Here is a 25,957-nt window from a genome sequence, read left to right on the forward strand (position 1 = left end):
GCCGTCAGTTCCGTCTGCAGTTCCGCGGCGATGCCTGTGGCGGCCGCGATCGAGAACGGATCATCCTGTACTGGAATGAGTACGCTGTTGTCGGCACCGGTCGGGAAGGCAAACTCTACTGTTCCGGGATTGATAAAACCGCTCATGTGAGTCCTCATTTTGCATTTACTTCGGTAAGTGGGCAGATGGTAGCGGGCCAATTACTGCTGACCGGCAACGAGTTGTCCAGTGAATGGTTGATTAAGGAATTGTGTAATAGCGACCGGTGAGAAGCACGGATATATCACATGGTGGTTTTGCCGTGGCCGCCTCCGGTCCGGCCGGGCGACCCGAAGCCTCACGTCGGATTATTTCAAGGCAGTACCCGAAAAATCTGGCACGAACACATACTGATTCGACAATATGCCGTTGCTAGTTCGACCTTTTTCTCAGTTTAAGTTGATCCCCAGGACAAGCAGACCCTGCGTTCGTACAGATGTCGCGGGCTCGTCACTCGTTCGTCATCATTACCGACTTATCATCTGTTGCGGCGCCTTCCTGAAGCCAATGGATTGTTTATCGGCGACGGAAGCGGGCCGTTTGTCTCGTGCAATCAACAGGAAATCCTCAACATGATCAATATCTCCTTACGGCGGTCGCTGTTCTACTCGACCGCGATAGCCGCCATGACGCTGGCCGGCGGACATGGCGCCATGGCGGCGGTTACGCTCGGCGGCGGTTCCACCCTCGCGGCCATCGACTACGACAATGAGTTCTCTATTTTCGGAACCGGCTCGAACTTCACCTACTGCTCGATCGGCAGTGGCGCCGGCACCAGCGCCTTCGTCTTAAACAGCGACACGCCACTGGAAGCCGATGCCGCGAACTGCCCCTCCACCATTGTGGCCGGCAAGAATGTCGATTACGGCGCCAGCGACGCGTTTATCCCCAGCAGCAGCGTTACTTACTTCAACGCCAGCGCCAATGCCGGTCCGCTGATCCAGGTCCCGTCGTTCGGCACGCCGGTGACGTTTGCTCTCAGCAACTCTCTGGGCACCAAGTCCATCACCGCCAATGGCGCAGAGACGCTGACCGATGCCCAGCTTTGCGGCATCTACTCCGGCGTCATCACCGACTGGCACACGATCGATTCGTCCATTGCCAGTGGCACGACCATCAAAGTCGCCTATCGCGCGGACAGCAGCGGCACCAGCTTCCTGCTGACCAGCCACTTGGCGGCGGTGTGCCCAGCCAGCACGGCGTCGGCACCGGGCTTCACCGCTGCGCAGCTCGCCGCAATGCCGACGACCACGTTCGCGCTGAGTGTGTATGGCGTCACGTTGCCGACGACCCTGCCCACCAACCCGTGCGGCATCTCCTCCACGGTTGGTTCCAACTCCATGCCCGCGAATTTCTGCGCGGGAACCGGCAGCAGCGGCGTCGAAGGGATCGTGACGGGCACGTCCAACGCGATTGGCTACCTCAGCCCGGACTACACGGATATCTCCACCCTCAACCAGAATACCGGTGGGTTCCCATTCGTCGCCCAGGTGACGAACAACAACAATGGCAGCACCTATCTGCCAACCGTCGCCAATACCTCGGCGGCGTTGGGCACGATCACCCCTCCGTCTGGCTCGGCTGAATCTATTCCGGCCAACTGGGCGCCGCTAGCTCCGAATCCTTCCACAGGCTATCCGGTCGCCGGCTACACCTACTTGTTCTTCCCCACCTGCTACGCGAGTTCAACGAACACAAACAACGTCGTCGGCTGGCTGAAAGACCATTACAACAGCACCGGCATGAACGGAACGGATTATGTCGACCTGATCACCGGCAGCGGGTTCCTTCCGGTCCCTGGCTCCAGCGACTCCGCTGCGCCGACGGCCGGTTCCTTTGCCGCCGCGATCATCTCGGCCTTCCTGACGGGCGACAACCAGCACCTCAACATCGCAACCGTCGGGGTCAACGGTGGCAATGCCACCCGGTGCACATCGCCCGCCGGACGCTGAACACGACGCCTCAAACAACTGCTTACTGGGTGGCCCGTCGTGGGCCACCCGCCTTTTTTCATTTGCACGGAGCAAGGAATTCAACCCTCGGCCCCGACCATGAAAACAAGACGCAATCCTGGATTGCTTCAAGCCCTTCTTCTTAGGCATCGCCGCGGCGCATCGATTTGTCCGACCGAGCAGTAGCCCCCCGGCGGAGCGGGATGATCCGCAACAACTGAGTGACCAGGCCGGTCATCATGATGGCCGGACGGCAAAAGGAACCGATCACGATGAGCATGTCCCTGCAGGACCTGACGACTTCTTTCCTCTACGGTGAATTCATCACTTTCAGCAGCGACAACTTCGCCACGGCGACAGCCGTCAGCAATGGCGACGGCGGCTTCACCCTGGCACCGGCGACCGGCGTCGATTGGACCAACGATACATCCGTGGTTGGCGGCGGCGGTTCGGTGGAAGCCGTCAATATCTCGGTACCCACGGTGACAAGCGGCTCGGCGGCCGGTTCGGTCGATCCCTATGCCGAGACCAACGGCATCCTCGAATTCGTGATCGCGCAGGCAGACGGCACTTTTTCCCAGCCGTTCTATGGCCAGATCATCGGCTGGAACGACGGGGTCGTCGCCTTTCAGGCGTATCAGAACTACACATCCGACGGCACAACCGGCACACTCAGCGATCCGATTGCCGCAGTCCCATATTTCTATCTGTCCACCACTGCGCTAGCTGCCGGCGCGGAGCCGCCGACCGGCGTCAGCATCAACACAACCAGCCCCGCACCGGCGATTTTCGACCCGGAATATCCGGTCACGCCAGTGCCACTGCTACTGAACAACCCCGACGGGGAACTGCTGGACGGCTTCGGCAATTCTTGGTCCAGCCTGGTCGGGACGACCTTCGACAGCAACGACGTCGCTATCATCGACACGGTCAGCCAGAACCCGTCCACATTGGCGCTGACCACCGGGGCGGGCGAGACCTTCGCGACGGCGAACGATACCAACGTGTCGATCGTCGCCGCCTACAACGACGCCCAGGTGGTCGAACTGCAATACACCAACGCGCAGGGCGACACGGTCGATGTCTATGGCCAGTTGATCGGCACCGGCCAGACCGATCTGCTGTTCCAGGTCTACACCGGGTTCAATCCGCAGAGCGGGGCGGTGTCCTCGCCCGATACCAGCCTGCCCTTCATCCTACTGTCGAAGAACAGCCTGTCGGGCGGCGTGCCAGTCGTGATCTTCAACCAGGACACGGCAGGTGGGGATATCAACGCCCCTGCTGGAGGGGAGGACCTAACTGCGTTCGGCCTGACCGCTGCGTCCGGCTTGGCCACTTGGTCGCTCAATCTGCATGACCTGTTCGGCGTGACGGCCAGCGGCGGCGGCATCACGATCAGCAGCGACCAGTTCGCCATCATCACCGATGAGAGCGGCCGTGGCATCATTGACATGGCTACCGCCGGCGACTGGGCAAACAGCGGCAACGCGGTGGTCGACGGCGGCACGACGGTGCAGGTCACCGCGGTCTATGACGATTGGCAGGTGGTCGCATTCCAGGTCACCCAGGCGAACGGCAGCCAGACGACAGTATATGGCCAGGTGATCGGCTGGAACGGTGCGGAAATCGCCTTTAATGCCTTTTCGGCCTTCGATGACGTGAACGGCCCCTCGGGGTCCATCAACGGCATGGCTTCGTTCGTCCTCGCCACCACGCCCACCGCCGTCAGCGGCGCCGGCAACACGGATCAGTCGCTCTATGTAGCGTCCGCTATTGGACCAATCGATGCGCCGCTGTTCCTCAATCCGTCCACGCCGGCGCCCAATCTCGATCTCAGCACGCTGGTGAGCAATTCCTTCCGCACCCCCAGCGACTACGTGGCGTTCGCCAGCGTGGTGCAGCAGAACCCCACGACGCTCGCGTTCAGCATCCTGCCGAGCCACTCTGTCAACCAGACCTGGACGGGCGTGTATGGGGTCGGGACGACGGGAAGCGTCGTCGTCGAGAACGTCTATGCGGTCAGCCAACCGAGTCTCTACACTTTCGGCCAGACCCAGATCATGGAACTGGGCTTCGAGCCATCCGGCACCAGCACCCCATCCAAGACCGTCTATGCCCAGTTCATCGGCTACAATGCCGATACGCTGCTGCTGCAGGTGCTGCCCGGCTTCAACCCCGCGACCGGCACATGGGCGCCGAGTGTCGGGAACGTCGTCGGAACCTACAACGCAGACCCCTACATGGTGATCTCGGATGTCAGCCTGATAGCCTCGGACGGCATGCCGATCGACGACGTCTTCACCAGCAACGGTGCCCTGGCGCCCCTGAGCCTGCTGCCGCTGTGCTTTTGTGCCGGCACGCTGATCGCCACCCCAACCGGCGAGGCCGCGGTAGAGACGCTGGCCCGAGGCGACACGGTGCTGACGGCGAAGGGGCAGGCACGTCGGGTGACGTGGATCGGCCGTGGGCGCGTGCTGGCCACGCGCGGCCGGCGCGGCCCTGCCACCCCGGTCATCGTCCGAAAGGGCGCGCTGGCCGACAACGTGCCGCATGCCGACCTGCATGTGACCAAGGGTCATGCCTTCCTGGTGGACGGCGTGCTGATCCCGGTCGAGTTCCTGGTCAACCACCGCAGCATCCTGTGGGACGACCGGGCGCAGGAGGTCAGCCTGTACCACGTCGAGCTGGACACTCACGACGTGCTGCTGGCCAACGGCGCGCCGGCCGAAAGCTATCGCGACGACGGCAACCGCTGGCTGTTCCAGAACGCCAATACCGGGTGGGGCTTGCCGCCGCGGGACCCGTGTGCGCCGGTGCTGACCGGCGGTCCGGTGGTCGATGCGGTGTGGCGGCAACTGCTGGACCGCACCGGACCGCGCCGCGGCGCGCCGCTGACCGAAGATGCGGACCTGCATCTGCTGGTCGATGGAAGCCGTGTCGATGCCAACGGGCCGAGTGATGGCCGGCCTGAGGCCGGCGGGCCGGACGGCATGATCCGGGTGTTCGCGCTACCGGCTTCGGCCCGCTCGGTGCGCATCGTGTCGCGCTCCGCGGTGCCGGCGGAGCTGGGGCTGGCGCGCGATCCACGCGAACTCGGCGTGGCGGTGCGCCGGCTCGTGCTGCGCCAGGGCACGTGGTTCCGCGCTATCGCCCTGACCGACCCGGCACTGCAAAACGGCTTCCATGACCCCGAACCCGCGGACGGCATTCGCTGGACCAACGGCGACGCCGATCTGCCGGTGTCGCTGTTCGCCGGCCGTTCGGGGCGGCTGGAACTGGTGCTGCATCTGGGCGGATCCACCCGATACATCGACGACGGTTCAGTGGTCAGGGTGGCGTGACAGGCGGCACCGTGGTGACACCCGCGCGGCGGGATTGCAGCACGACGGCGAAGTATCCGGCTGGCTGGGCTTGTCTTCCGACACGGCTGTCGTGGACCGCGCGCGCGTGTCGGTCGCCCGGCAGTCGATCGAGCGGATCGACGGGATCCTCGACATGTATAAGCTCGATGTCGGCGGCTACCCGAGCACCGAGGACGGTCTGCAGGCGCTGATCGACAAGCCGGGCGACGTCGAGGGTTGGAACGGGCCCTACGTCAAGGGCAACGGCACGCTGCTCGATCCGTGGAACCATGCATACGTGTATCGCAGCCCGTCCACCCGGCAGGGGCATGATTACGATCTGTGTTCGGCCGGTCCGGCCGGCCAAACGGCGGATCCGTCGCAGAGCGGCATGATCTGCAACAATTGAGCGTCGGGACTGGCCGTCGCGGCGGCTGGGCGGCGTGAGGGACAGACAACGGTGGGTGGCTATCGCATCGCGATCGCGAATGGCGGCATGGTGCCGGCATGCGGCCGGGCATCGTGCCGGATGCCGAGTTGGTATCCAAATGTCAACGTTCCGCCATACTTCATTGACTAAGTGAGTTACGATAAATCCGGCACGCCATCGAGGCGCGGCCAGCACCCGCCCGCCCGGATCAGTCCGGAGGACTACCCCACGCCCGGATCCGGTAAGGGGGGGGACGTTGCGTGCTGTCCGACTGGCCGAAAACCTGCACCTCGGCGACCCGGTTGAACCGCGCACCGCCAGCGACCGCCGTCGCGGTGACGCGCACGAAAAGCTGAGTGTTCGGCCGCCGCAGCGGCGGCGAACGGGGGGGCGTTGCCACCTCGAAGCCGCCATTCGGCCCGGCATTCTGGAACGCGGCGGCGACGACCGGGTCGATGGCGTCCGGCACGACCCGCGTCGGATTCAGGACCGACAGATGCGGTGCCAGACGCGCCAGCAGGTCGTCGGTCATGCCGGGTATCAAACGCAACTCATTCACATCGCGGAAATCACGCATCGCCGGCCCATATGGCAACCCGGCGGCGATATAGGCCGATGAATCCGCCCCGCCGCGACTGTGGTATTGAGCGATTTCGGTTGCCAGGATCTGCGCCACCGGCGCGGCGGCGCCAACTTGCCGCAACAGCGCCGCCAGCAAGGCGACCGATGCATTGTTCGGATTGATCAGGTCCGCCTCATCCTGAACCCGCACCGTCACCACGGCATTGCCGAAGCGCATGTCATGCAGCACTGCCGTCGGCGCCCATTGCCCGGCGGCCAGGCGGAAAATCGCCTCCTGCGCGGCGCCGTCGGCGGCCGCCTCCGCCACCGCGGCATCGCGGAGATTCTCCGCCAACTTCACCTCGCCGCGGCCGGAGGCGGTCAGGCCGCTGACCAGCAGGGTCAGCAGAACCAGTGTCCACAGCACGATCAGCAGCGCGAACCCGTCTTCCGCGCGGCGTCTCATTGGGTCGGGTCGGCACGCTGCCGCAACGGACGTCCCGGATCGTCGGACCCGCTCGCGCCCAGCGCCCGGTTTTCCTGCGGCACCAGGGCGGCGTTGGGCATCTGCCGGCGCATGTCCTGGGTCAGGCCACGGGCGTCACGCTCGTCGTGGATGACATGCGGCGTGATCATCACCAGCAGTTCGGTGCGGACGCGCTGGTTGTTCTGCGTACCGGCGAGCAGCCCCAGCACCGGAATATCCTTCAGCCACGGAATACCCTGGTTGCCGCGCGTCACGCTGTCGCTGATCAACCCCGCCAGGCCGACGGTCTCGCCATCCTGCACCACGACCCGCGAGGTGATGCTGCGCTCCGAAAATGTCGGTGAACTGATGCCGCTGGTCGTCGGTGCCGAGGTATCGATGCCGCTGACTTCCTGCGCGATGTCCAGCGTCACCTGTCCGCCGCTGTTCACCCGCGGCGTGACCTGCATGATGACGCCGGTCTCACGGTAGTTGACGGTGCTGACGATCGCCGCGTCGGAGGTCAGGACGCTCTGGGCCGTGCCGGTCAGATAGGGCACCAGATCGCCGACCTGCAGCTTGGCCGGCTGGTTGTCCAGCACCATGATTTCGGGCGAAGACAGCACTTTGACGGTGGTGACCGCCTGGAGTGCCGAGATCGCGAACGGCGCGCCGCCGGCGCCGTGGCCGCCAATGACGAAACCGGGGAAATTCGCCGCGAACGGTGCCGATGCCAACGCTCCGGTCACGGTCTGCGAACTGTTGTTCAGCATGCCGTTGATGCCGCCGGACTGGAAAAAGAATTGCGTGCCGTATTGCAGCGTGTCGTTCAACTGGACTTCCGCGATCGTGGCATCGATGCGGACTTGCAATGGCATGATGTCGATCTTGTACAGCATCGCCTCCACGGTCGCGTCCTCGTGCGGCGTGGCGTAGACGATCACGGCGTTGTTCTGTTCGTTCGGGATGATCCGCATCGTGTCGGTGTCGCTGCCCTGGGCGGATTGATCCAGGCCGCCCAGCAGCGGATTGCTTGTGGCCGAACCGGCCAGCGTCCGCTGGGTGGCGCCGGTCGCCGACTGTGGCGTGGCGGTGCCGGAGGTCAGCGTGCCGGTCGCGGTGCCGAGGGTCGAACCGCCGGCCGCTGTCCCGGCGGTCGAACCCGCGGTGTTGTTCATGCCCGACTGCCCTGCCCCGAGTCCGTTCACCGTTTGCATGCCGTTGCCGGTGTTGGCCGACTGGGTCGGCTGGGCGGTGACGTTGTTCGGCGTGAAAGCCTGTTGCAGGATGTAGGCGATGTCGTCGGAATGGCTGTTCTGCAGGTAGTAGACATGCCAGCTGCGTACGGTCTGATCGGCGTTGCGCTGCACCAGGGTGTAGATACGCCGAGCGTCCGCGAGGTAATGAGGCTCGCTGGATATCATCAGCACGGCGTCGACGTGATCCATCGGCACCACGTGCACCAGGCCGGCCAGCGCACCACCGTTCTGGGTACGGAACGCTTCTTGCAATGCGGTGGCGAAATCCTTGGCCGTGCCAGCGCTGACCGGCAGGAGAGCATAGGACTGGCCGGCGAGCTGATCGATGTCGAAACTGCGCACCAGATCGGCCACCGCGGCGGTCGTCGTTGCGTCGCCACTGGCGATCAGCGCGTTGCGGCCCGGATCGGCCGTCAGTTTGGCGTTGGTGCCGATGAACGGCTGCAACACCTTCTGTAACGCTTCCGCCGAGGTGTAGCGCAGCGGCAGCAGCACGGCCCCGTTCGGCCCGGTTCCGGCGGCGTTGGGCAGGACGCGATACAGCCCGTCGGATTGCTCCAGCACGGCGCCGTTTTCGGACAATAAAATCCGCAGCGTCGGCAGCAACTGGGCGCGCGACAGCTTCTGGCGGGTCTTGAACGTCGCCGTGCCATGCACGGTCGGATCGATCGTGTAATTGACCTGGAGGATGTGGCCCAGGACCTGGTCGACCACCTCACGAATGTCGGTATCGACGAAATCGAGCGAAATGTCCCTCGCACCGGTCGCACCGGTCGATTCCGGCCCTTCGCCAGGGAGCGGGACGCCGTAGGACAGTTGCGCCGGCGGGGTTGCCTTGGGCGCCCCGGCGTTGCCGTTGACCCGGGGCGCGGCGATGACGTTCAGGCCGGGGGCCTCGGGCAGGGATTCCAGAGGGCCGGGCACCGATCGCGCGCAGGCGGTGACGGCGAACGCGCCGGCCCAGGTCAGATTGCGCCAGCGACGCGAGACCATCCTCATGGTCGGGACGCCAAACGTGACCGCGACCCTGCCGCACGCTGATCCGGGGCGGGCCGCCGGTCGGTGGCAGGGCTAAACGACGGATGCAGGACGAGCGGACCGTCCGGGCTGTCGACCAGCACCTCGCCTGGCGTGATGCGGCGGATTCGATAGATTCCCATCTGGTCTCCTTCCTGCACGGTGACCGGTTTGTCGGATCCGCCGGCGACGAACACCGCGCTGGCGCCGAACGGACCTACCAGCACCCCGGTCAGGCGTGGCGCTGCCGGTGGCGGGGAAGCCGCGGCGAGTTGGCGGGTCTCCGCCGGCGGACGCCGCCCCCGGTTGAACAAGGGCCGAGCCAGGCTGGCGGCCTCCCAGGTGTCCACGTCCCGAGGGTGCTGGGCCGGCGTTGCCGGTGATGCCCGCCGATCCGCCGCGATGTTGGGTGTGGGTGCTTGCCACAGCGTTGGCAGTATGGCGGGAGCCACGGCGCCCAGGCCGGCCAACGCCAGCACGATCGGCCGCCACGCCTTCATGGTGCCGCTCCAGTGCCAGTGCCGGCGCGCAAGGTGATGACCGAGAGCCGCGCTTGCAACGGTGGCCAGTCGTTGTCATGCGACTCGCCGGTGGTGACCTCCAGGTCGTCGATCAGCAGCGGCGGCGTATCGGTCTCGATCGCGCCCAGAAGCTTCAACAGCGCCGGCAGCGGCGCCTGCAGGGTCAGCCGCAGCCGGATACGCTCGATTCCGCCGGCCTGTTCTGGCGGCAGGGCCTCGGCGGTGGCGATCCCGGTGCCAGCGGCAGCGGCCAATTGCGTCAGGCGCTGTTGCAGCCGAGCGGCGACGAGGGCGTCGGTCTCGCCGCTTGCAGCGCCAGATGCGAGGCCGCGGGTTTGTCCAGCCTGGTGCGTCAGATCGGGCAGCGTCGCGGCCAATTCCCGCATATGCGCCACGAGTTGCCGTTGCTGCGCCAGCCCATCGGCGCGTTCCGCGTACCAAGTGGCTAGCGGTGCGCCGATACCCAGCCACAGCATCAACAGACCGGCGCCCAGCACCGCCAGGGCCAGCGCCTGACCAGCCCGCCCCTCGGGAAGCTGTCCCGCCGTATGCGGCGCGATCATGGGGCCACGTCCGCATTCAGGGAAAACGTGTCGATCTGGCTGGCGGGATCGCGCACCACCGGCGCGGCGAAGGCCGGATCGCGGAAACGCGGTCCCGAGGACACGATCGCGATCAATCCCGCCGCTGCCGCCGACTGGCCGCTGACCGTCAGCTTGCGCTGCCGCAATCCCAGCGTGGTGATGAACGTATCGTCCGGCAGCAGGTCGGTCAGTGTCGCCAGGACCTGCATCGCATCGCCCACGCGGCGCTTTTCGGCGAGGAAGTCAGCCGCATCCACCGGACGGATCGCCAGACGGCGGCGTAGTGCCTGCGCCCGGTCGACACGCGGCCGCAGTTCGGCGGCTTCGCGCTGCAGGGCGGCTGCCTCCCGCAACTGCGACAGAAACGGTGCCGCCATCGCGGCAGCGAGTATCAGGGCGGCGGCGCAGCCGGCCTGGATCGAGGCGAGATGCCCTCGGCTGTTAGGTGGGCGAAGCGGAATGTGACGGGTGGTGCCGTCGGGACTGACGCTCTCCAGTACGGTGGGCGCCACGCCAAGGCGATCGAGGGCACCCAGCAGCGATTGCAGCCTTGAGCGGGGGATAAGTGACAGGATGGCCCGCAAACGGCCCTGAGCGGGCTCCCTGCCCTCCACGGAGGCTGTCCAGAACACATCCGGCTCAGCGAACGGCGTCAGGCGGTCCATCTCGGCGGTCAGAATCCGCTGCAACGCCGGTTCGGCGGCCAGCGGCAGGGTCACCTCGCATTCCAGCGGCGCGATGGCGGCACGCAGTACCACCATGCGCCTGCCGGCGTTTGGCAGTGGCGCGTCCCCGGTGAGCAGGAACGCACCCAACGGCGTTTCGCGGCGGCGAACGCGGCGCCAGCAGGTGGCGGTGAGCGGTGTCTCGCCGGACCCGCAATCGATCACCAGCGCCGATCGCGGTCCACCACCACCTCCGCGCCAGTGTGGTGGCACCAAGTCCCGTATCTGCCGCACCCACCAGGTCGCGAATTCAGCGAGCATGGGCTATCCCGCCCGCGGCTACCGATGCGCACATGTCAGTTCACCGCCGTTGCAGCGATGATGTCCGGCCAATGTCGCCGGTCGTGTTCGACAAAGACAATGCGCAGCCGCACCAGCTCCGGCAGCACGTTGGCGGCCCAGCGATCGACCCAGACGCCGTGCGGGCCGGGGGTCCAGTATGACAGCTCGATGTGATCGACACCGTCCAGCAACGGCGTCACCCGCGGCAACGGCGGCGGACCCAACATCACCGGGTAATGCGGCGCCCAGCGCAGGACAAGGCGGTGGGCGGCATCCACCGCCATCACGACATCGGCCTGCGTGGCCGGATATCCCGCCATTTCAGGCAGCGTCGCGGTAAACCCCATGCTACGATCGTTGGCGATGAAATGCGGTGTCAGGTCCGCCGTCAGCCCGGGATCCATGGTGCCGACCAGGTGGCGCAACGTGCGGTCCACGGCGTCCAGATCGTCGTCCGTTTCGATCTGCCTGGCCTGCGCATCGTGGGCGGCCAGGCCGAAGCGGGTTCCCTGGCCAAGCGCCGCCAGCAGCAAGCCGAATATGGCCAGCGAGATCAGCAGTTCCAGGAGGGTGAACCCCTGCTCCCGGCACCCAGTCATGGCGGCAACCCCACAAGCTCGGTTTGCAGCCGCACGCGCCCTGGGCCCGCCTCGCCCGTCCATGATTCACCGACCTGAACGGAATACAGCGCCATGCGCGGTGGTGGCCCGAGTACCGGGTCCGCCGGCTGGCGCAGCGGCGCGGCCGACGCAGCCAGCGCGATATCGACGTCCCAACGGAAACCGGACCCGTCATCGCCACTGTCGTGCCGAGGCGTCAGCGGCAAGCCATGCCCGATTGTCGCCAGCCGGGAACGGGCGCGCGCCAGGGCTTCCTGGTAACGGTTAGCCACCGCCACGGAACGCAGGCCACCGCTGGCGCCGTGGAACAGCGCGCCCAAGGCCAGCGCCGCGATGACGAAGGCCACCATCAGTTCCAGCAGGGTGAAGCCTCGTTCACTGTGCATTGGTGAACCGCACGCGGCCGGTCAGGCCGTCGACCGTCACCAGCGTCCGCGCCGCGCCTTCGGTCAGCAGCACGCCGCCACCCGACGAACTGCCATCCGGCGCGAAACGGATCGCAGTTCGCCGCACCTGGATTTGTGTCGCGGGTTCGATCGCCACAGTGGCCGGCAACAGTATCGGCCGTGCCGACCCCGCCCTGATCGAATGCTGGGTGGTATCGATCTCGACATCGACCGGCCGGTCGGCGGCGATCGCCGCGGCACGCGCGCCCCGCATCGCCTGCGCCACCATGGCAACCGCCTGCTTCACCTCCAACGTAGGGCTGCGCGACGGGCCGCGAGACATGACGATACCGGCGATCAGCGCGAGCACAACCAACACCACGATCATTTCGATCAGAGTAAAGCCATGCTGGCTATCCATTGGCGAGGTCATTCAGGCTGAGCATCGCCAGCAGTAGCGACGTTACGATACCGGCGATCGCCGCGCCCATGACGATGGTGATCGCCGGCGTCAGCAAGGCCAGCAGCCGCTGCACGCCGATCCGCGTGCGTTCCTCGTGAATGTCGGCGGCGCGCAGGGCCATGACCCCGAGTTGCGCCGTTTCCTGTCCGACGCGCAGCAGGTGGATCATCCGGATGGGAAAGACGCCGGCGGCTTCCAGTGGATCGGCCAGGCTGGCACCGCCTTTCGCGGCGCTGCTCGCCGCTTCCACCGCCGCTGATCCAGCGGCATTGCCCAGCACGTCCTGCACCACCGTCAGCGCCGCGATCAGCGGCACACCACCTTGCAGCAGCGTGCCGAAGGTGCGGCTGAAGCGCGCGGCCAACACCTCCTGCGCAAGGCCGCCTATCACCGGGAGGCGCAGCAGCAGGCGGTCGAACACCGCCCTGGGGCCGGGTTGGCGGAGTGCCTGGCGGAAGGCCAATGCGGTCAGGGCCGTCATCGCCAGTATCAGAAGCCCGTATTGCGAGACGAACGCCCCGAGGCCGATCATGATCCGCGTCGCTTGCGGCAATTGCGCGCCGTTCTGCTCGAACAGCGGCACGAACTGCGGCAGCACCTCGGTCAGCAGCAAGGTGATCGACCCGATAGCGGCCAGCGACAGCAGCGCCGGGTAGATCATCGCCGACTTGATCGTGGCGGCCAGAGCGCGTTCGCGTTCGAGCAGCACCGCCAGCCGCTCCAGCGCCGCCGCCAGATCGCCACTGCTCTCTCCGGCCCGCACCAGACCGACATACAGTTTGGGGAAACTGCGCGGATAAGCTGCCAGCGCAACGGCCAGAGCGCTGCCGTTGCGCACCCGGTCGCGTAGCGCGGTCAGCACCGTCCGCACGCTGGCGGTCCTCGCCGAGTCCACCAGAAACCGCATGGCGCGGTCGAGGTCCTGTCCGGCCGACAGCATCACCGCCAATTCCCTGGTGAAGTCGGTGACCGCCTGCCGTGACAACTCCGCCCTGCCCGCGCCCAGCACCTGCCAGTCCAGCATCCTGGGCAGGCGGCCGGTGTCCGGCACGGTATCGATCGGCACCTGGCCGCGTTGCCGCAATTGTTCGGTCGCAGCCGCTTCGTTCGCCGCCTGCATCACGCCGCGAACAATGGTGCCGGAGTCACTCAGCGCGGTGTAGCGGAACGCCGGCATTACGTCTCCGCGCGGATGCTGTCTATCACTTCGTCGATCGTGGTGATGCCGTCCAGCGCGGCAGTCATTCCGGCTTCGAACATGGTCACCATGCCGCCGGCGACCGCGGCCCGCTCGATCGCCACGTGATCGGCGCGGTCGAGGATCATGCGTTCGACGTCAGGGCCTGGTTGCAGGAATTCGGCGATGGCCAGACGGCCGCGATAGCCGGTGTCGCGGCATTCCGAACACCCCACCGCGCGCCACACCATCGGCGGGCCATCGCAGCGGCGATCGAGTTGGTAGCGGACGATCATTTCGGCCGGTGCAGGCACACGCTGACGACACGCAGGGCATAGTTTGCGTACCAGACGCTGCGCCAACACACCGCGCAGCACGGCGCTGATCTTGTAGTCCTCCAGCCCCATGTCGCGCAGCCGGGTGATCGACGCAGCGGCGGAGTTGGTGTGCAGGGTGGACAGCACCAAACGGCCGGTCAGCGCCGCCTGTACCGCGACCTGAGCGGTCTCCGGATCGCGGATTTCGCCGACCATGATGACGTTGGGGTCCTGTCGCACCACGCTGCGCAGCATGGTGGCGAAATGCAGCCCGATCTGCGATTTTACCTGGCTTTGGGTGATGCCGCGCAACTGATACTCGATCGGGTCTTCCAGCGTGACGATCTTGCGCGCCTCCGCATTCAGCCCAAGCAATCCGGTATACAGCGTGGTGGTCTTGCCGCTGCCCACCGGCCCGGTGACCAGCACGATGCCGTTCGGCAACTGCAACGCGCGCTGCAACTGGTCCACGATATCAGGCCGCAACCCCAGCACCGCGTAGTCGAACACCACCGCGCTGCGATCCAGCACGCGCAGCACGATCGTTTCGCCGAACAGTGACGGCAGCGTGGAGACACGGAAATCGATCTCCTGCCCGCGCACCGCGAAGCCTATGCGACCGTCCTGCGGCAGCCGGCGTTCGGCGATGTCGAGCCTCGCCATGATCTTGATGCGGGAGGTGATGGCCGCGGTCAGGCTGACCGGCGGGCTTTCGACGTCATGCAGCGCGCCGTCCCATCGATACCGCACCCGCAGCCGGTCGTCGAACGGCTCGACATGAATGTCGGAGGCCTTGGTTTCCACCGCTCGCGACAGCATCTGGTTGACCAGGCGAATCACCGGTGCCTCGCTGGCGAGATCCTTCAGGCGTTCCGTGTCGTCGTCCGCGGCGCCTGGTGTCGGTTCGGCCGTTTCGTTTTGATCGGTCGCGGCGCCGTCGGGATACAGCCGTTCGAACGCCGCTTCCAGTTCGAACGGGACGGCGACCCTGATCGCCACCTGACGCCCGGTCGCCGCCGCGATAGCCTTGGCCGCGAAACGATCGAGCGGATCGGCCATCGCCACGACGATGCCCCCATCGTCCACCGCCAGCGGCAACGCGCGCGCGCTGCGCAGGAAACGCGGTTGCAACGTATCGGCGAACAGTGGTTCGGGTGGGTAATGATCCGGTGTGGCGACCGGCAGGTCCAGTAGAGCAGCGTAGGAACTGACCAGGCCCCGTTCGCTGACCAGGCCGAGTTGTAGCAGAACCATATCCAGGCGCTGCCCATTCTCAGCGGCAACCCGCTTGCCGCGCTCAATGGTGCGCAAATCGCAATGTCCCGATTGGACGACGATATCGGTCAACGCCTCGATCGTGGCCGACAAATCGCTGCCCGCGCCGTACCCTGTCCGGTAAACCAGATTATTTTGCGCCATCGGTACCATCGGCAGATGACCGTCCATGGAACATTGGTTTGGGCCGCGGACACCATTGATCCCCAGCGCCGCGACAAGGCAAGTGACAGCCTCGTGGCAACCCGATGTACGACATCATCACCGCGCGGTATCCCGCACCGCTGCCTGCAAGGCCGCCCGCAGATCGTCGACCGGTGCCTGCCAATTCCCCAGCCGCCGCTGGCGGAACTGGCGTAGCGTCGGGTACCAGGGTGAGTCGTCTCTGTTCAGCAACCAGCGCCAGCATGCGTCGTAACTGCTCAGCAGCCAGACCGGCTTGCCGAGCGCGCCGGCCAGATGCGGCACCGACGTATCGGTCGAGATGACGAGGTCGAGCGCATCGATCAACGCAGCCGTTTCGGAGAAATCCTGCAGTTCTTCTGTCCAATCATGCAGCACCATCCCCGCCGGCGGCGTGGCGGCCTGCGTCGCCGGAGGACCCTTCTGCAATGAAACGAACGTCACACCCGCCACGGACGCCAGCGGCGCCAACTGCGCCAGAGTGGCCGAACGCCAGCGATCGTTCGGATAGCGCGGATTACCCCCCCAGACGAGACCCGCACGCAAACCTGCGAGCGGTTCGAGGCGCCGCGCCCACGCCGCCATCAATCCATGGTCGGCGCGCAGATAAGGCACCGTCGCGGGGATCGTGGCCAAGGTGGTCCCGGCCACCAGAGGCAAACTTAACAGCGGACAGTGCAGGTCGAAATGGGGTAGCACATCGCCATACGCCACGATGGTATCGATGCCGTCGAGGCCCGCCATCAAGGTCACCAGTGCCTTCGGTACCTCCAGCACCACGCGGCCGTCGCGGGGGATACCAGCGATGTAGCGGCAGAACTGGATAGAGTCGCCAAATCCCTGTTCGGCATGCAGCAGCAGCGTGCGGCCACCCAGCGCCTCGCCATTCCAGCGTGGCCGTCCCAGCTTGCGTTCGGGGAAACTGATGAAGCGCCATGTGCCGCGAAAACGCCATTCCTGCTCCGGCCAACCCTCCGTCAGCCTGCCGGTGCGCAGCAGGAGGGCGCCGAGACCGACATGGGCGTCAGCATTGTCTGGATCGAGCGTGAGGGCAGAGCGATAGGATGCCTCCGCGGCCGCCATGGCGCGCGTGTCTTTCAGTACATTGCCGAGATTAACGTGGGCGACGACAAGATCCGGTTTCAATTCCAGCGCGCGGCGGTACAGTGAGATGGCCTCGTCATGACGGCCGATCTGATGCACCACGTTGGCCAGATTATTGTGCGTTTCCGCCGACCCGGGATATTCGTCCAGCAGCCGACGGCACAGCATTTCGGCTTCGTCCATTTGGCCCGCCAGACGCAACGTCTCGGCAAGGCCCTGCACGGCGGAGAATCGCTCGGGATCGATCCGCAACGCGGCCTGGTAATGTCGTTCGGCTTCAGTCCAGGCGCCCACCTCCGTCAGTGCCGATGCCAGCGCTTCAAGCCCGTCCACGTCGGCCGGACGCAACGCCACCACCTGTCGTAGCGGCGCAATCGCCTCCCGCGTCCGGCCGCTGCCGCGCAATACAGCGATCAAGCTGTAGAGTGGATCGACGAAATCGGGACGCAGGCGCAGTGCTTCGTGAAAGCAGCCGATCGCCAGGTCGTTGCGACCGAGGTCGCGCAGAGCCATGCCAAGATTGTGGTGCACTTCAGGGGCGTTCGGGGTGATCCGCAAGGCGCGGCGAAATGCTGCTTCCGCGCGATCCGCTCGGCCTAGATCAAGCAGGCAATTACCAAGATTATTGTATGCTTCAACATAATTTGGACGATGACGGAGTGCCCGACGGTAGCATTCCGCGGCTTCCCGCATGCGTCCTTGTTTCTTAAGTACATTACCACGATTGTAATGTACTTCCGGATAGTCCGCCCGCAGGCGCAGTGCCACGTCAAACGCCTCGATGGCTTCGTCCGTGCGATCAATCGCAAAAAATGAGAGGCCTAAATTGTAATGATAATGCGCCTGGGCTGGATCCAGCGCGATGGCCCGCCGAATGTGTTCGATAGCGACGGTGCCTTGGCCAGACTGATGGGCGACGACCCCAAGCAAGTGCGAACTATCGGCATGTGCAGGCGAAATTCGTAGTGCTTGCCTATACATATCTGCGGCAACCTCAAGTTGACCGCATTGGTGCGCCGCCAAACCGCGCCGAAACAGCTCTGCACCGGACATAGCGATTTTTGGTCCGGACGTGCTGACAGCAGTCATAGCGATGTTCCTCAGAAGCCCTCGAATCCCGACATGGACAAGATGTCGGCCAACAACCGCTTTTCATGGTTGTTGCGACCTGATTCGTGTGCGGTGTCATAATCGGACTCAGCACTTAAGTTGCAAAAAATTATGATTACAATTTGAATACCATAGTAATTTGTACGCAAACATAATTAAATAGATATGTACGATTTCTCAACGGCGGAGACGCTTAAACAAATCTGTATAGTAACCATAATATCGCTCACGTAATCGTGAGCACCCGGCTGGGTCGCATGCGGCGCATTCAGCCGTCTTGCGACTGCTCCATGTCCGTCTTCATATAACGTGTCAGCAGGTCCATCCCGGCCGAGCGTTGTTGCCATTCTGCGACGACATAATCCTTGGCCAGTGCATCGAACCGGATGTCGAAATAACCGTCTTCACGCAGGCCACGCCGCCAGGAGGTGAATTCCTGCTGCACCGCCAGCGCCAGCGGACGAAATGCTTCAACCAACGCCGCCTGCCCGTCGTCCAGCACCGTGCTCGGCCAGCCATAGGCGAGATGCGGCGCGGCGCGGAGTTGCGCTTCATGGGCGACGAACCAGCGGCGCAGTTCAATCGCGATCGCCATCTGTCCGGACGACAACGTCTCATCGGACAGGTAGGTGCGCAGGGAAACCGTCATCTGCAACGTGGTGGAAGCCACTTCGGCGTCGATCCCCCAACCGCCTGCGCGGTGACCGAGCAGAAACCGGTATGCCAGGGCGGCGCAATCCACCAGCTCAGTGCCGCCGCACAACACACCGCCAGGTGCCGGCAACGCGACATCCCAGGGGTGGAAGCGCTTGCCGTCCGCGGTCAGGGCACAGGCCCGATACAATCCGGCGAGCGGCAGACCGGCATCCACCAGGTCAATGATCCGCTCCCCGCATTCGCCCGCTCCGCGTTGCAGGTAGCGGGTCATGATGTGGTTGTCGAAAAACACCGGCGCGGTCCAGAACCGAGCGGACATGTTGCCGCGTTCCACGCGGATGGTGTCGACCGCCACCGCCCATTCGCGCGCGACGAAGTCACCCTTGCTGGCGCGCAGGTGGTGGATCGATTCGGGTTGCAGCGACTGGCGCCGGTAGATGCCGGGATGACCGATAGCGAAACGGTCCGCCTCCAGACGCAACGTCGCGGCATTCTCCCGCGCGGTCTTGCCGATGCGGGCCAGCGGGACATTGAAACCGGCACTGTCGATTTTGCGGCCATCACGATTGCGATTGAGCAAAGCCCTGGCGAAGGCGAAGCTTTCGCGCCGAGCCTCATCCGACGTCGCGAAGACCGCACGCTCCGCCTGGCGGGTCAATCCGCGGGCTAGCTTTTCGTCGACCGACACGCCGGAGTCATTCCTTTCATGGCAAGCCACCAATGGCTTGATGTACTTAGCATATGGCGCGTCGAGGATAACATGCTGAAATCGTAAGATATGCACAATTGACCGGCGCGATGACGTCGCCATGCCGGGTCTTGTTTCGGTGCGGTTCGCCGGAAAGGCGGGATGCTAACGGCCTCGGCGGGCACCGGGCCGCGCGAGATCATGCTGCCTGGCAGCCGCCCGAAGCATCAATTCCCTGGTCAGCGGACGAACCGCCGGTATCAGCGCTACTGGCTGCGCTTGCAGTCCTTTTCGGCTTGGTCGGTGCATCCGAAGCTGATGACGTCGATGATGAAGATCGACGGGATCAGATTCTGCGTGGGCCTCCCCCCTGCCCGATCCGCGGCCTGCTGTGCCGCGCCGGCCGCGGCGTTGCCGGCTGTCTCGGCCGCCACGTTCGGGACCGCCACCACCGGAATGCCGGTCGTCTTGCCCTGCACCTGGATATTCGCCGCGTTCAGCACGCCGAGCGCCGCCAGGTTGGCGTTGCCGGACGCGCGGATACCTGCCTCACCGGCGTCGATCACGCCCAATGGCGCCACCAGGTTGATGTTGCCCGGCGGGACGGCGGGGATCGGCGCCAGGGTGGCGATACCGGCCCCGGTGCTCGGTACCGTCGGCGACAGGAAGATGTCGCCGATCTGGCCGTAGGTGATTTGCGCCGGGGAGAACACCACGGTGCTTTTGGCACCCCGCCCGGCATTGATATCGCCGTCCGCCGACCAGATCACGATGTTGCCGCCGAAGGTGGTGAATATGCGGCTCTGCCCGAGTTCGACGCTGCCGTCCGAATAGATGTCGATATCACCCGAACCCTGGGTGAGCAGGCCGGCACTGGATGGCGGCGGGAGACCGCCCTCGACCCCGAGCATGACATCGCCGCCCGGCACGATCAGGCTGATGGTGCCGCCGTAATCGGTATGGATCCCCGAACCGCCGAGCATCGTGACGTCACCGGTATCGATTTGTGGCAGGCCGCCCGGAAACAGCGCGGCGATCGCGTCGTTGCCTTCCAGGTAGCTCTGGAAGAAGCGGCTGGTGGGATCGTTGTAGTCCAAGCCACTCTGGTTCAACTCGTCGAAGTAGACTTGCAGCAGGAACACCCGCTGCTGCTGGATTGGCAGGGCATCGAAATAGGCCATCTCGCCGGCGGCAGCGCCGGTATAGCCGAAACGCTGCTGCAGCCACGACAGCAACTGCGTCTGATACGTCCGTTCCACCCGGCCGGGCTGATCCTGCAGCGGTGTCGACGGATCGGCGAGATTGGCGGGATTCAGATACAGGCTGGCGAACGCGGTCCAGTCCGGCCCCGTCGCGCCGGTCCCGGCGAGTACCGTGATGTCGGCGCCACCGTCACGATTGGCGGGGTCGAGGTCGACCAGCGGGCCGATGCTTTCCAGCACATAGTTTTGCAGCGGGGAGTCCTGCTGCACGTTCTGCTGGAAACTCGGCTGGTAGAGATTGCGGCCAGCCTGCACATACAAGGAGCCAGCCCCGGCGACGAACACATTGGCCTCGATAATGTCACGGCCGGCGATGATCTCCGATACGTCGGTCGGACTCGGGTTGTAGATCAGGGCGCCGAACAGGGCGTCGCCGTTGGTGTTGCTGGCGACACTGCCCTGCCCCACGGAGGGAATACCCAGTTCGACGATGTCGCGTCCGGCGATGATCTGCACGGGTTTGGCGGCAATGTACCATGTCGCGTTGGTGTACTGGATTTCCTCGCCCGTCGACAGGCCGACGATGTCGCCGGCGGCGGCGTAGAACAGCGCAGGGGTGGGATCGTTGGCCTGCAGATTCGTGATCGGCGTGTCCAGTGCCAGGGCGAACAGCGCATTGGGGACGGAATCTGCGTTTGGATCGAGGTTCGACCCGGCCGGCCCCGAGTAGGCGGCATTGAGTGGGGTCGGCAACAGGGCCGGATTAGCCCCGGAAATGTCGACCGCGGCCGGAAGCGTAATCGCCCCGTTACCAGTGGGGTTGGTGTACTGGGCGCCTGCGTCGTAGATCGACTGCGCCGCAAGAAAGCTGAGTTGGCCTTGTGCCGATGGCGCCAGTTCCAGGCTGCTCGGATAGCCGGCAAGCGTGTTGGGAGATTGGCCGACGTAAATGCTGCCGCTCGCCGCGGTTACACTCAGGTTAGGCGGATAAACGTAGCGATAGTCGGTCGCCGCGTCATTGGTGGTGGTGGCGATCGTTTCGGTGATCGGCGCCACGTTGCCGCCGGCCGAGAACAACGTCACCGCGCTGGTGGGCTGCCAAAGCGAGAACCAGGCGTCCTGGCCATCGGAGACGTTCAGTTGGTCCTCACGCGTCGCGTCGCCGGCACCGGCCAGTACAAGGTTGCCCAGCGCGGAGAACGAGGCAGTGCCGTCGCCGATTACCACCTCCGGGCCGCCGCCCAGCGATGAAAGGGTCTCTGCAACGCTGCCGTCATTGGGCCGCGGGTCGCCGGACACATTGGAACCATAGTCCAGCGTCATGCTGCCGATCGAGCCGGCGAGTACCGAGATGTTGCCGCGCAGGTCTGTCAGCGTCGCATCATCGCCTGCCACATTGTCGCTGAGTTCCCCTCCGACCGTCAGGCTGAGTGTGCCGCCACCCGTCAGTGTTTCCGTGCCCGGGGTGACGTCCGTCCGTCCGGTGCTGGCGACCGTGATCGACAACCCGCTGGCGTTGCCACCCGAAGACACGGCGACGTTCCCGCCACCCAGCGCGCCGATCCCACTGAAGCCAATGAATTCGACTGTCAGGCCGTCATTGTTGACGAGCGCGTAGGTGCCGAAATTGATCCACCATGCCGAGCGGACACTGGTGACCTCGCCCTGCGCGTTAATTTGCGGAATGGCCTGCCGCCACAGCCAGTCGCCGATCGCATTGGTATCCGGACCTTTGGAGACATATTCGGTCAAGGCACCCTGCGCCGATAACGTTAGGTTTCCGCCGTCCTGTGGGTAGTAGGCCTGGTAATAACCAGCAACCGCGTTGTTGTAGCTGACGACGCCGGACATCGTGGAGCCGCCGGCGGTGCCCAGCGGCGAGTTGGGCCCCGCGAGATCCACGAGCGGCGTATTGTCAAGGGTGGACACGCCAGACGACTGCGTTCCGGCGGTGTAGATGCCAAAGAGCGAATCCTCGGTGACATCACCGCCGGCCAGGATTTGGAGCGAACCGGTTCCGGTGCGGATGACGCTCGGCAGTGGCTGTCCATCCAAGGAGGAATGCGCGTCGGCGAGCGTGATATTGCCGCCACCCGCCAAGGCACTGGCGGCTTGCAGCGTGGCATCATCAGCCGCGGCGAGATCGGCGCCGGCAACCAGGCTGATCGACCACGACAGATCGCCGGCCGGCAACATCGGCGCCACCGCCCAGATCTGCCCGGTGCGATAGGAGAACGGCGTGCTGCCCTGATAGACCGTGCCGGCGGGAATGACGTCGTTGTCGGCAAGCTGGATAGTAGCCGTGCTGAACGCGGCCAGACTGGTATTGGCCGGCCAGGTCGCGGCCGGAACCACCCAGTTCCCGTTCCCAGTGTTCGGAACCAGGAAGCCCGCCCCTAGCGTGGCGCCCGTCGGTATGGTCGTACCTGACGGAACCGTTGCTCCGGCCGCATAGAGCGTGTTGCCATTGAGCGTGATCGCGGCAGTCGTCATGAACAGCTGCGTGGTGGTGACCGAGGCCCCCAAGGTCACCGCGGTCGTCGACACGGTGGCTGGGGCCAGCGTCTGGGTCGTCGTGACCGTCCAGGTTCCGGAAGATGGGACGGTAAACGACAAATGTCCCGCGATCGGGCTTAAAATGGTACCCGCTGGGATGGGACTGCCAAATGCGAACGAGTGTCCGGTGGGGTACGTCGTCCCGTTAGGCTCGACGATATCGGCATCAACCACGATCGGCGCGATACGGCTTGTGTCAGACACCGCATTCACCAGCGAGACCGGGACCGGGACAGACGTGCCGTCCAACAGCGTCCCGTTCGTCACGTCCACCGCGTAACTCAACGTGTCGTTGGGGAACGTGGGGTTCGTGGCGTTTGTGACCACCGTCATCGTCTGGGTCGACGAGCCTTCGTAGACGATCGCGGCGGTGGTTGGTGTACCAGTGGTCAAAACCCAGCCGTTGTCGTCCGGCGTCTTCGGCGGCGTCGCGAACCCGTCGGTAATGCTGCCGTTGATCGACAGGTTGTTCGCTGCTCGAAGTACCAATACGCCGGGCTCACCGGAGCCATAGTTGGGCGTGTCCGGCGTGGTGTCGGCGTTCGGCCCATAACGATAGCTGGACAGGTTCAGGTCGCTGGGGACTGTCAGGTTGCCACCGGGCAGGCTGTCGATCTGCACCCCCGGCCGCAGGTGGAAAGCGCCGCCATAGGCTGTCAGGCCCGCCAGGCGGGCTTGCAGATTGGCATTGGCCCAAGCTGCGTTGATGAAGGCGACGCTGTCCTGGTTGATCAGGTCCAGGTAGGCCTGGGTGACGAACTGATTCGTTGGTTGGTTGGCCGGTACACTCGGATCGAGCGGCGCATTTGTGTAGGTGGCGAAGCCGTTGACCGCGATGCTGCTGGCACCCTGGATGTTGAGTGGGCCGGCTGCGGCGATGTCGATATCGGTGCCTTGCGCGTTGGCCGGGGCGCCGGTGCCAGTGGCGCTCGCCGTGGTCGGCGTCCCGGCCAGGCGCGGCGCATTCAGGTTGATCTGGCCGAAAGCGTAGCCGTCGGGCGCGCTGACGTTGATGGTCGCGTTCGGATCAAGCGCCAGCAGCCCGGTGACCGTGGTTAGCGTGACCGCGCCAGTGTTCTCGGATTGGATGGCCGCGCCGGTGCTGTCCACCTGCAGCACCGTGCCGTGCGCATCCAACACGGCGGTGCCGTCCAGCGTCAGGTTGCCGCCGGCGGACAGGCTGATCGTGCCCGGTGCCGGACCGCTGGCGTTGATGATTCCGCTGACTTCCAGGTTGCCCTGGTCGACCGACACGCTGACATTCTGCGCCTGGACAACGGCATTGCCGCTGGTGTCGTTGCCGATGACCAGTGTGGGATTGCCGCTACCCGTGCTGCCGATGTCGAAACCACGCGAACCGAACACGCCGCCTTTGTCCAACTGCTCATTCAGGCTGGTGAATTCGTCCGGTGTCATGGTGCCGGTGCGGATGTTGATGCTGCCGGCGGTGTAACCGGCGGCGGCACTACCGTTGATCGTGCCATTCAAAGCCACGGTTCCCGCCGTTGCCGTGACGTTGATGCTGCCGGCGTTATTGTTCACCGCGGACACGTCAATCAATCCGCTTGGGTCCTGCGTGACGTTGCCGTTCGTGCTTTCCAGCGAGACGCTGCCACCCCAGCTGTAGCTGGACTGATCGAAATACTGGGTGGTCTGGCCGCTGAGGACGAGCTGCGAGCCGGCCCCCAGGGTCACGTCGCCAACAGTCGCCGTCATCGACAAACTGCCGCTCGGCAGCACGATCGCCGTGCTGTCGCTCACGCTGCCAGCGGTGAAGGTCAAGCTTGCGCCAAGCGGTGCTTGCGTGAAGGTGCTGGGCGCGATGCCGGTGGGCGACTGTATGTTGATCGCGGTCCCCGCCGTGAAACCGAAGGTCCCGCCGGCGGTGCCGACCAGCAGTGGCGTGATCAGATTGAGCGTGCCGCCGGTCTGGGTCGTGCTGTTCGCGGTCGTGTCCTGGGCCTGGTAAACCGACAGCGAACCGATGTTTCCGGCGGCGATCTGGCTGGTGCCGGTCAGGTTGACGGTGCTGAAGCCCAGTGTCTGCCGGGGCAGCGAGACGTTCTCGCTCGTTAACGCGATGCCGGCCGGATAACCTAGAACGATCTGGTTCGCGACGATATCGAGTGTACCGGCACCGGTGCCCGGTCCGTTCGCGGTCGGGGCGGGTGGTGATATCGCGGTAAGGGGGCTGCCGATGGCGATCGTATACGCGCCGTTCCACACCAACGTGCCGGTGTCCAGCGTGGCGACATCGCCCGGCGCACCATAGCCATAGATCGCAGGCGTGTTCAGGATCAGTTCCTGCAGGCCGGACTGGCCGGTCGCCGGGTCGATGGTGGACAGGGTGACGTTGCCGTAGAAGTTGAACGACTGGTTGGCGCTGAGCATGAGGGTCAGCAGACCCGGCACACCGGCGGATGGATTGCCGGCGACGAGTGAAGCGAGCAGTTGGCTGCTCAGCGTCAGGCCGGCGGGAACCGCGGCGGCGGCCAAGGCCGCGTCGGTGCCGGCATTGATGTCGGCCACGTTCAGGGTGATGTAGCGGGCGCCATATTGCACGTTAGTGCTCAGTGTCAGCGTGCCCTGGGTCGATAAGCCGAGCGTGCCTTGCGTGTACAGCACGACCGGACCAGTGCCACAGGTATCGCCGGTCAGGCAGGTGCCGACACTGATGGAACCGGTACCGATGGGTAAGTCCAGCGTGAGGTGGCCGTTCGAGAGCGCGACCAGGGCGGAGGAACGATCGCCATAAGCGATGTCTTGCGTCAGGCCGGCCGGCGTCGCCGGACTGCCCAGGGTGTTGATGCTGCTGCCCGGCTCCAGCGTAATCTGATTGGAGGTTAGGAAGACTTGCGACGCCGATAACGTGGCGCCCCCCTGTAGCACGACACTGGCGCTGCCGCTGGGCAAGTCGTATGCTTGACCGGCCCCGATATTGGCGGCGGTGCCGGCACCGCCGATGACCAACGTCTGGGCGCCAAGTGCGTCGATTTGCGGCGCCGCGATCGATACATAGTTCGGTGTTGGCGCGGCACCTGC

Annotated in this window: 16 protein-coding genes; 3 read left to right on the forward strand and 13 right to left on the reverse strand. The window is 65.0% G+C overall.

Annotated features, from left to right (window positions below; all coding sequences use genetic code 11):
* Positions 1-611: 611 nt before the first annotated feature.
* From GSQ89_RS08020 to GSQ89_RS08030, 3 genes are all read left to right on the forward strand, one after another.
* Positions 612-1,991, forward strand: coding sequence for a substrate-binding domain-containing protein (locus tag GSQ89_RS08020; protein WP_158923795.1), 1,380 nt, complete (start codon positions 612-614; stop codon positions 1,989-1,991).
* Between the two features lie 272 nt (positions 1,992-2,263).
* Positions 2,264-5,332 (forward strand): Hint domain-containing protein, encoded by a 3,069-nt coding sequence (locus GSQ89_RS39125; protein WP_158923797.1) that lies wholly within the window; start codon positions 2,264-2,266, stop codon positions 5,330-5,332.
* Between the two features lie 34 nt (positions 5,333-5,366).
* Positions 5,367-5,741 carry a type II secretion system protein GspG gene (locus GSQ89_RS08030; RefSeq protein ID WP_254073123.1) on the forward strand — a complete coding sequence of 125 codons (375 nt, stop codon included), beginning with the start codon at positions 5,367-5,369 and terminating at the stop codon, positions 5,739-5,741.
* Between the two features lie 229 nt (positions 5,742-5,970).
* Here GSQ89_RS08030 and GSQ89_RS08035 read toward each other — a convergent pair whose 3' ends face one another.
* The 13 genes from GSQ89_RS08035 to GSQ89_RS08095 form a co-directional block, all read right to left on the reverse strand.
* Entirely contained in the window at positions 5,971-6,789 is an 819-nt protein-coding gene (locus GSQ89_RS08035; RefSeq protein WP_158923801.1) for a type II secretion system protein GspK, read from the reverse strand.
* The gene (gene gspD, locus GSQ89_RS08040; protein WP_158923803.1) at positions 6,786-9,047 is read right to left on the reverse strand and encodes a type II secretion system secretin GspD; all 2,262 of its coding nucleotides are present in this window, start codon (positions 9,045-9,047) and stop codon (positions 6,786-6,788) included. Before gspD ends, GSQ89_RS08035 begins: the two co-directional genes overlap by 4 nt.
* On the reverse strand, positions 9,044-9,565 hold the full coding sequence (locus GSQ89_RS08045) for a hypothetical protein (protein ID WP_158923805.1): 522 nt from the start codon (positions 9,563-9,565) through the stop codon (positions 9,044-9,046). The genes gspD and GSQ89_RS08045 overlap by 4 nt, the downstream gene beginning before the upstream one ends.
* A complete protein-coding gene (gspM, locus tag GSQ89_RS08050; protein ID WP_158923807.1) occupies positions 9,562-10,149 on the reverse strand; it encodes a type II secretion system protein GspM in 588 nt (195 codons plus the stop codon). The genes GSQ89_RS08045 and gspM overlap by 4 nt, the downstream gene beginning before the upstream one ends.
* On the reverse strand, positions 10,146-11,156 hold the full coding sequence (locus GSQ89_RS08055) for a PilN domain-containing protein (protein ID WP_158923809.1): 1,011 nt from the start codon (positions 11,154-11,156) through the stop codon (positions 10,146-10,148). Before GSQ89_RS08055 ends, gspM begins: the two co-directional genes overlap by 4 nt.
* A gap of 35 nt (positions 11,157-11,191) precedes the next feature.
* Positions 11,192-11,776: a prepilin-type N-terminal cleavage/methylation domain-containing protein gene (locus GSQ89_RS08060; RefSeq protein WP_158923811.1), complete on the reverse strand. Its 585-nt coding sequence runs from the start codon at positions 11,774-11,776 to the stop codon at positions 11,192-11,194.
* Positions 11,773-12,183, reverse strand: a complete 411-nt coding sequence (locus tag GSQ89_RS08065) for a type II secretion system protein (RefSeq protein ID WP_158923813.1) — start codon at positions 12,181-12,183, stop codon at positions 11,773-11,775. Before GSQ89_RS08065 ends, GSQ89_RS08060 begins: the two co-directional genes overlap by 4 nt.
* Positions 12,173-12,604, reverse strand: a complete 432-nt coding sequence (locus GSQ89_RS08070; protein ID WP_158923815.1) for a GspH/FimT family pseudopilin — start codon at positions 12,602-12,604, stop codon at positions 12,173-12,175. The genes GSQ89_RS08065 and GSQ89_RS08070 overlap by 11 nt, the downstream gene beginning before the upstream one ends.
* Positions 12,597-13,823, reverse strand: coding sequence for a type II secretion system F family protein (locus GSQ89_RS08075; RefSeq protein WP_158923816.1), 1,227 nt, complete (start codon positions 13,821-13,823; stop codon positions 12,597-12,599). The genes GSQ89_RS08070 and GSQ89_RS08075 overlap by 8 nt, the downstream gene beginning before the upstream one ends.
* Positions 13,823-15,559, reverse strand: a complete 1,737-nt coding sequence (locus tag GSQ89_RS08080; RefSeq protein ID WP_158923818.1) for a GspE/PulE family protein — start codon at positions 15,557-15,559, stop codon at positions 13,823-13,825. The genes GSQ89_RS08075 and GSQ89_RS08080 overlap by 1 nt, the downstream gene beginning before the upstream one ends.
* Positions 15,560-15,676: 117 nt before the next feature.
* The gene (locus GSQ89_RS08085) at positions 15,677-17,791 is read right to left on the reverse strand and encodes a tetratricopeptide repeat protein (protein ID WP_371734231.1); all 2,115 of its coding nucleotides are present in this window, start codon (positions 17,789-17,791) and stop codon (positions 15,677-15,679) included.
* A 289-nt stretch (positions 17,792-18,080) separates the two neighbouring features.
* Positions 18,081-19,157: a hypothetical protein gene (locus tag GSQ89_RS08090; RefSeq protein WP_158923822.1), complete on the reverse strand. Its 1,077-nt coding sequence runs from the start codon at positions 19,155-19,157 to the stop codon at positions 18,081-18,083.
* Between the two features lie 266 nt (positions 19,158-19,423).
* Positions 19,424-25,885 (reverse strand): filamentous haemagglutinin family protein, encoded by a 6,462-nt coding sequence (locus GSQ89_RS08095; RefSeq protein ID WP_216856059.1) that lies wholly within the window; start codon positions 25,883-25,885, stop codon positions 19,424-19,426.
* Positions 25,886-25,957: the final 72 nt, after the last annotated feature.

It is taken from the genome of Acidisphaera sp. S103 (genome assembly GCF_009765975.1).
In the GTDB taxonomy this organism is placed as follows: Bacteria; Pseudomonadota; Alphaproteobacteria; order Acetobacterales; family Acetobacteraceae; genus Rhodopila.

Excerpts from the sequence above, each read along its gene's own strand:
- GSQ89_RS08020 (WP_158923795.1), top strand. The coding sequence starts at position 612 with ATGATCAATATCTCCTTACGGCGGTCGCTGTTCTACTCGACCGCGATA.
- GSQ89_RS39125 (WP_158923797.1), top strand. The coding sequence starts at position 2,264 with ATGAGCATGTCCCTGCAGGACCTGACGACTTCTTTCCTCTACGGTGAA.
- GSQ89_RS08035 (WP_158923801.1), bottom strand. The coding sequence starts at position 6,789 with ATGAGACGCCGCGCGGAAGACGGGTTCGCGCTGCTGATCGTGCTGTGG.
- gspD (WP_158923803.1), bottom strand. The coding sequence starts at position 9,047 with ATGAGGATGGTCTCGCGTCGCTGGCGCAATCTGACCTGGGCCGGCGCG.
- GSQ89_RS08045 (WP_158923805.1), bottom strand. The coding sequence starts at position 9,565 with ATGAAGGCGTGGCGGCCGATCGTGCTGGCGTTGGCCGGCCTGGGCGCC.
- gspM (WP_158923807.1), bottom strand. The coding sequence starts at position 10,149 with ATGATCGCGCCGCATACGGCGGGACAGCTTCCCGAGGGGCGGGCTGGT.
- GSQ89_RS08055 (WP_158923809.1), bottom strand. The coding sequence starts at position 11,156 with ATGCTCGCTGAATTCGCGACCTGGTGGGTGCGGCAGATACGGGACTTG.
- GSQ89_RS08060 (WP_158923811.1), bottom strand. The coding sequence starts at position 11,776 with ATGACTGGGTGCCGGGAGCAGGGGTTCACCCTCCTGGAACTGCTGATC.
- GSQ89_RS08065 (WP_158923813.1), bottom strand. The coding sequence starts at position 12,183 with ATGCACAGTGAACGAGGCTTCACCCTGCTGGAACTGATGGTGGCCTTC.
- GSQ89_RS08070 (WP_158923815.1), bottom strand. The coding sequence starts at position 12,604 with ATGGATAGCCAGCATGGCTTTACTCTGATCGAAATGATCGTGGTGTTG.
- GSQ89_RS08075 (WP_158923816.1), bottom strand. The coding sequence starts at position 13,823 with ATGCCGGCGTTCCGCTACACCGCGCTGAGTGACTCCGGCACCATTGTT.
- GSQ89_RS08080 (WP_158923818.1), bottom strand. The coding sequence starts at position 15,559 with ATGGCGCAAAATAATCTGGTTTACCGGACAGGGTACGGCGCGGGCAGC.
- GSQ89_RS08085 (WP_371734231.1), bottom strand. The coding sequence starts at position 17,791 with ATGACTGCTGTCAGCACGTCCGGACCAAAAATCGCTATGTCCGGTGCA.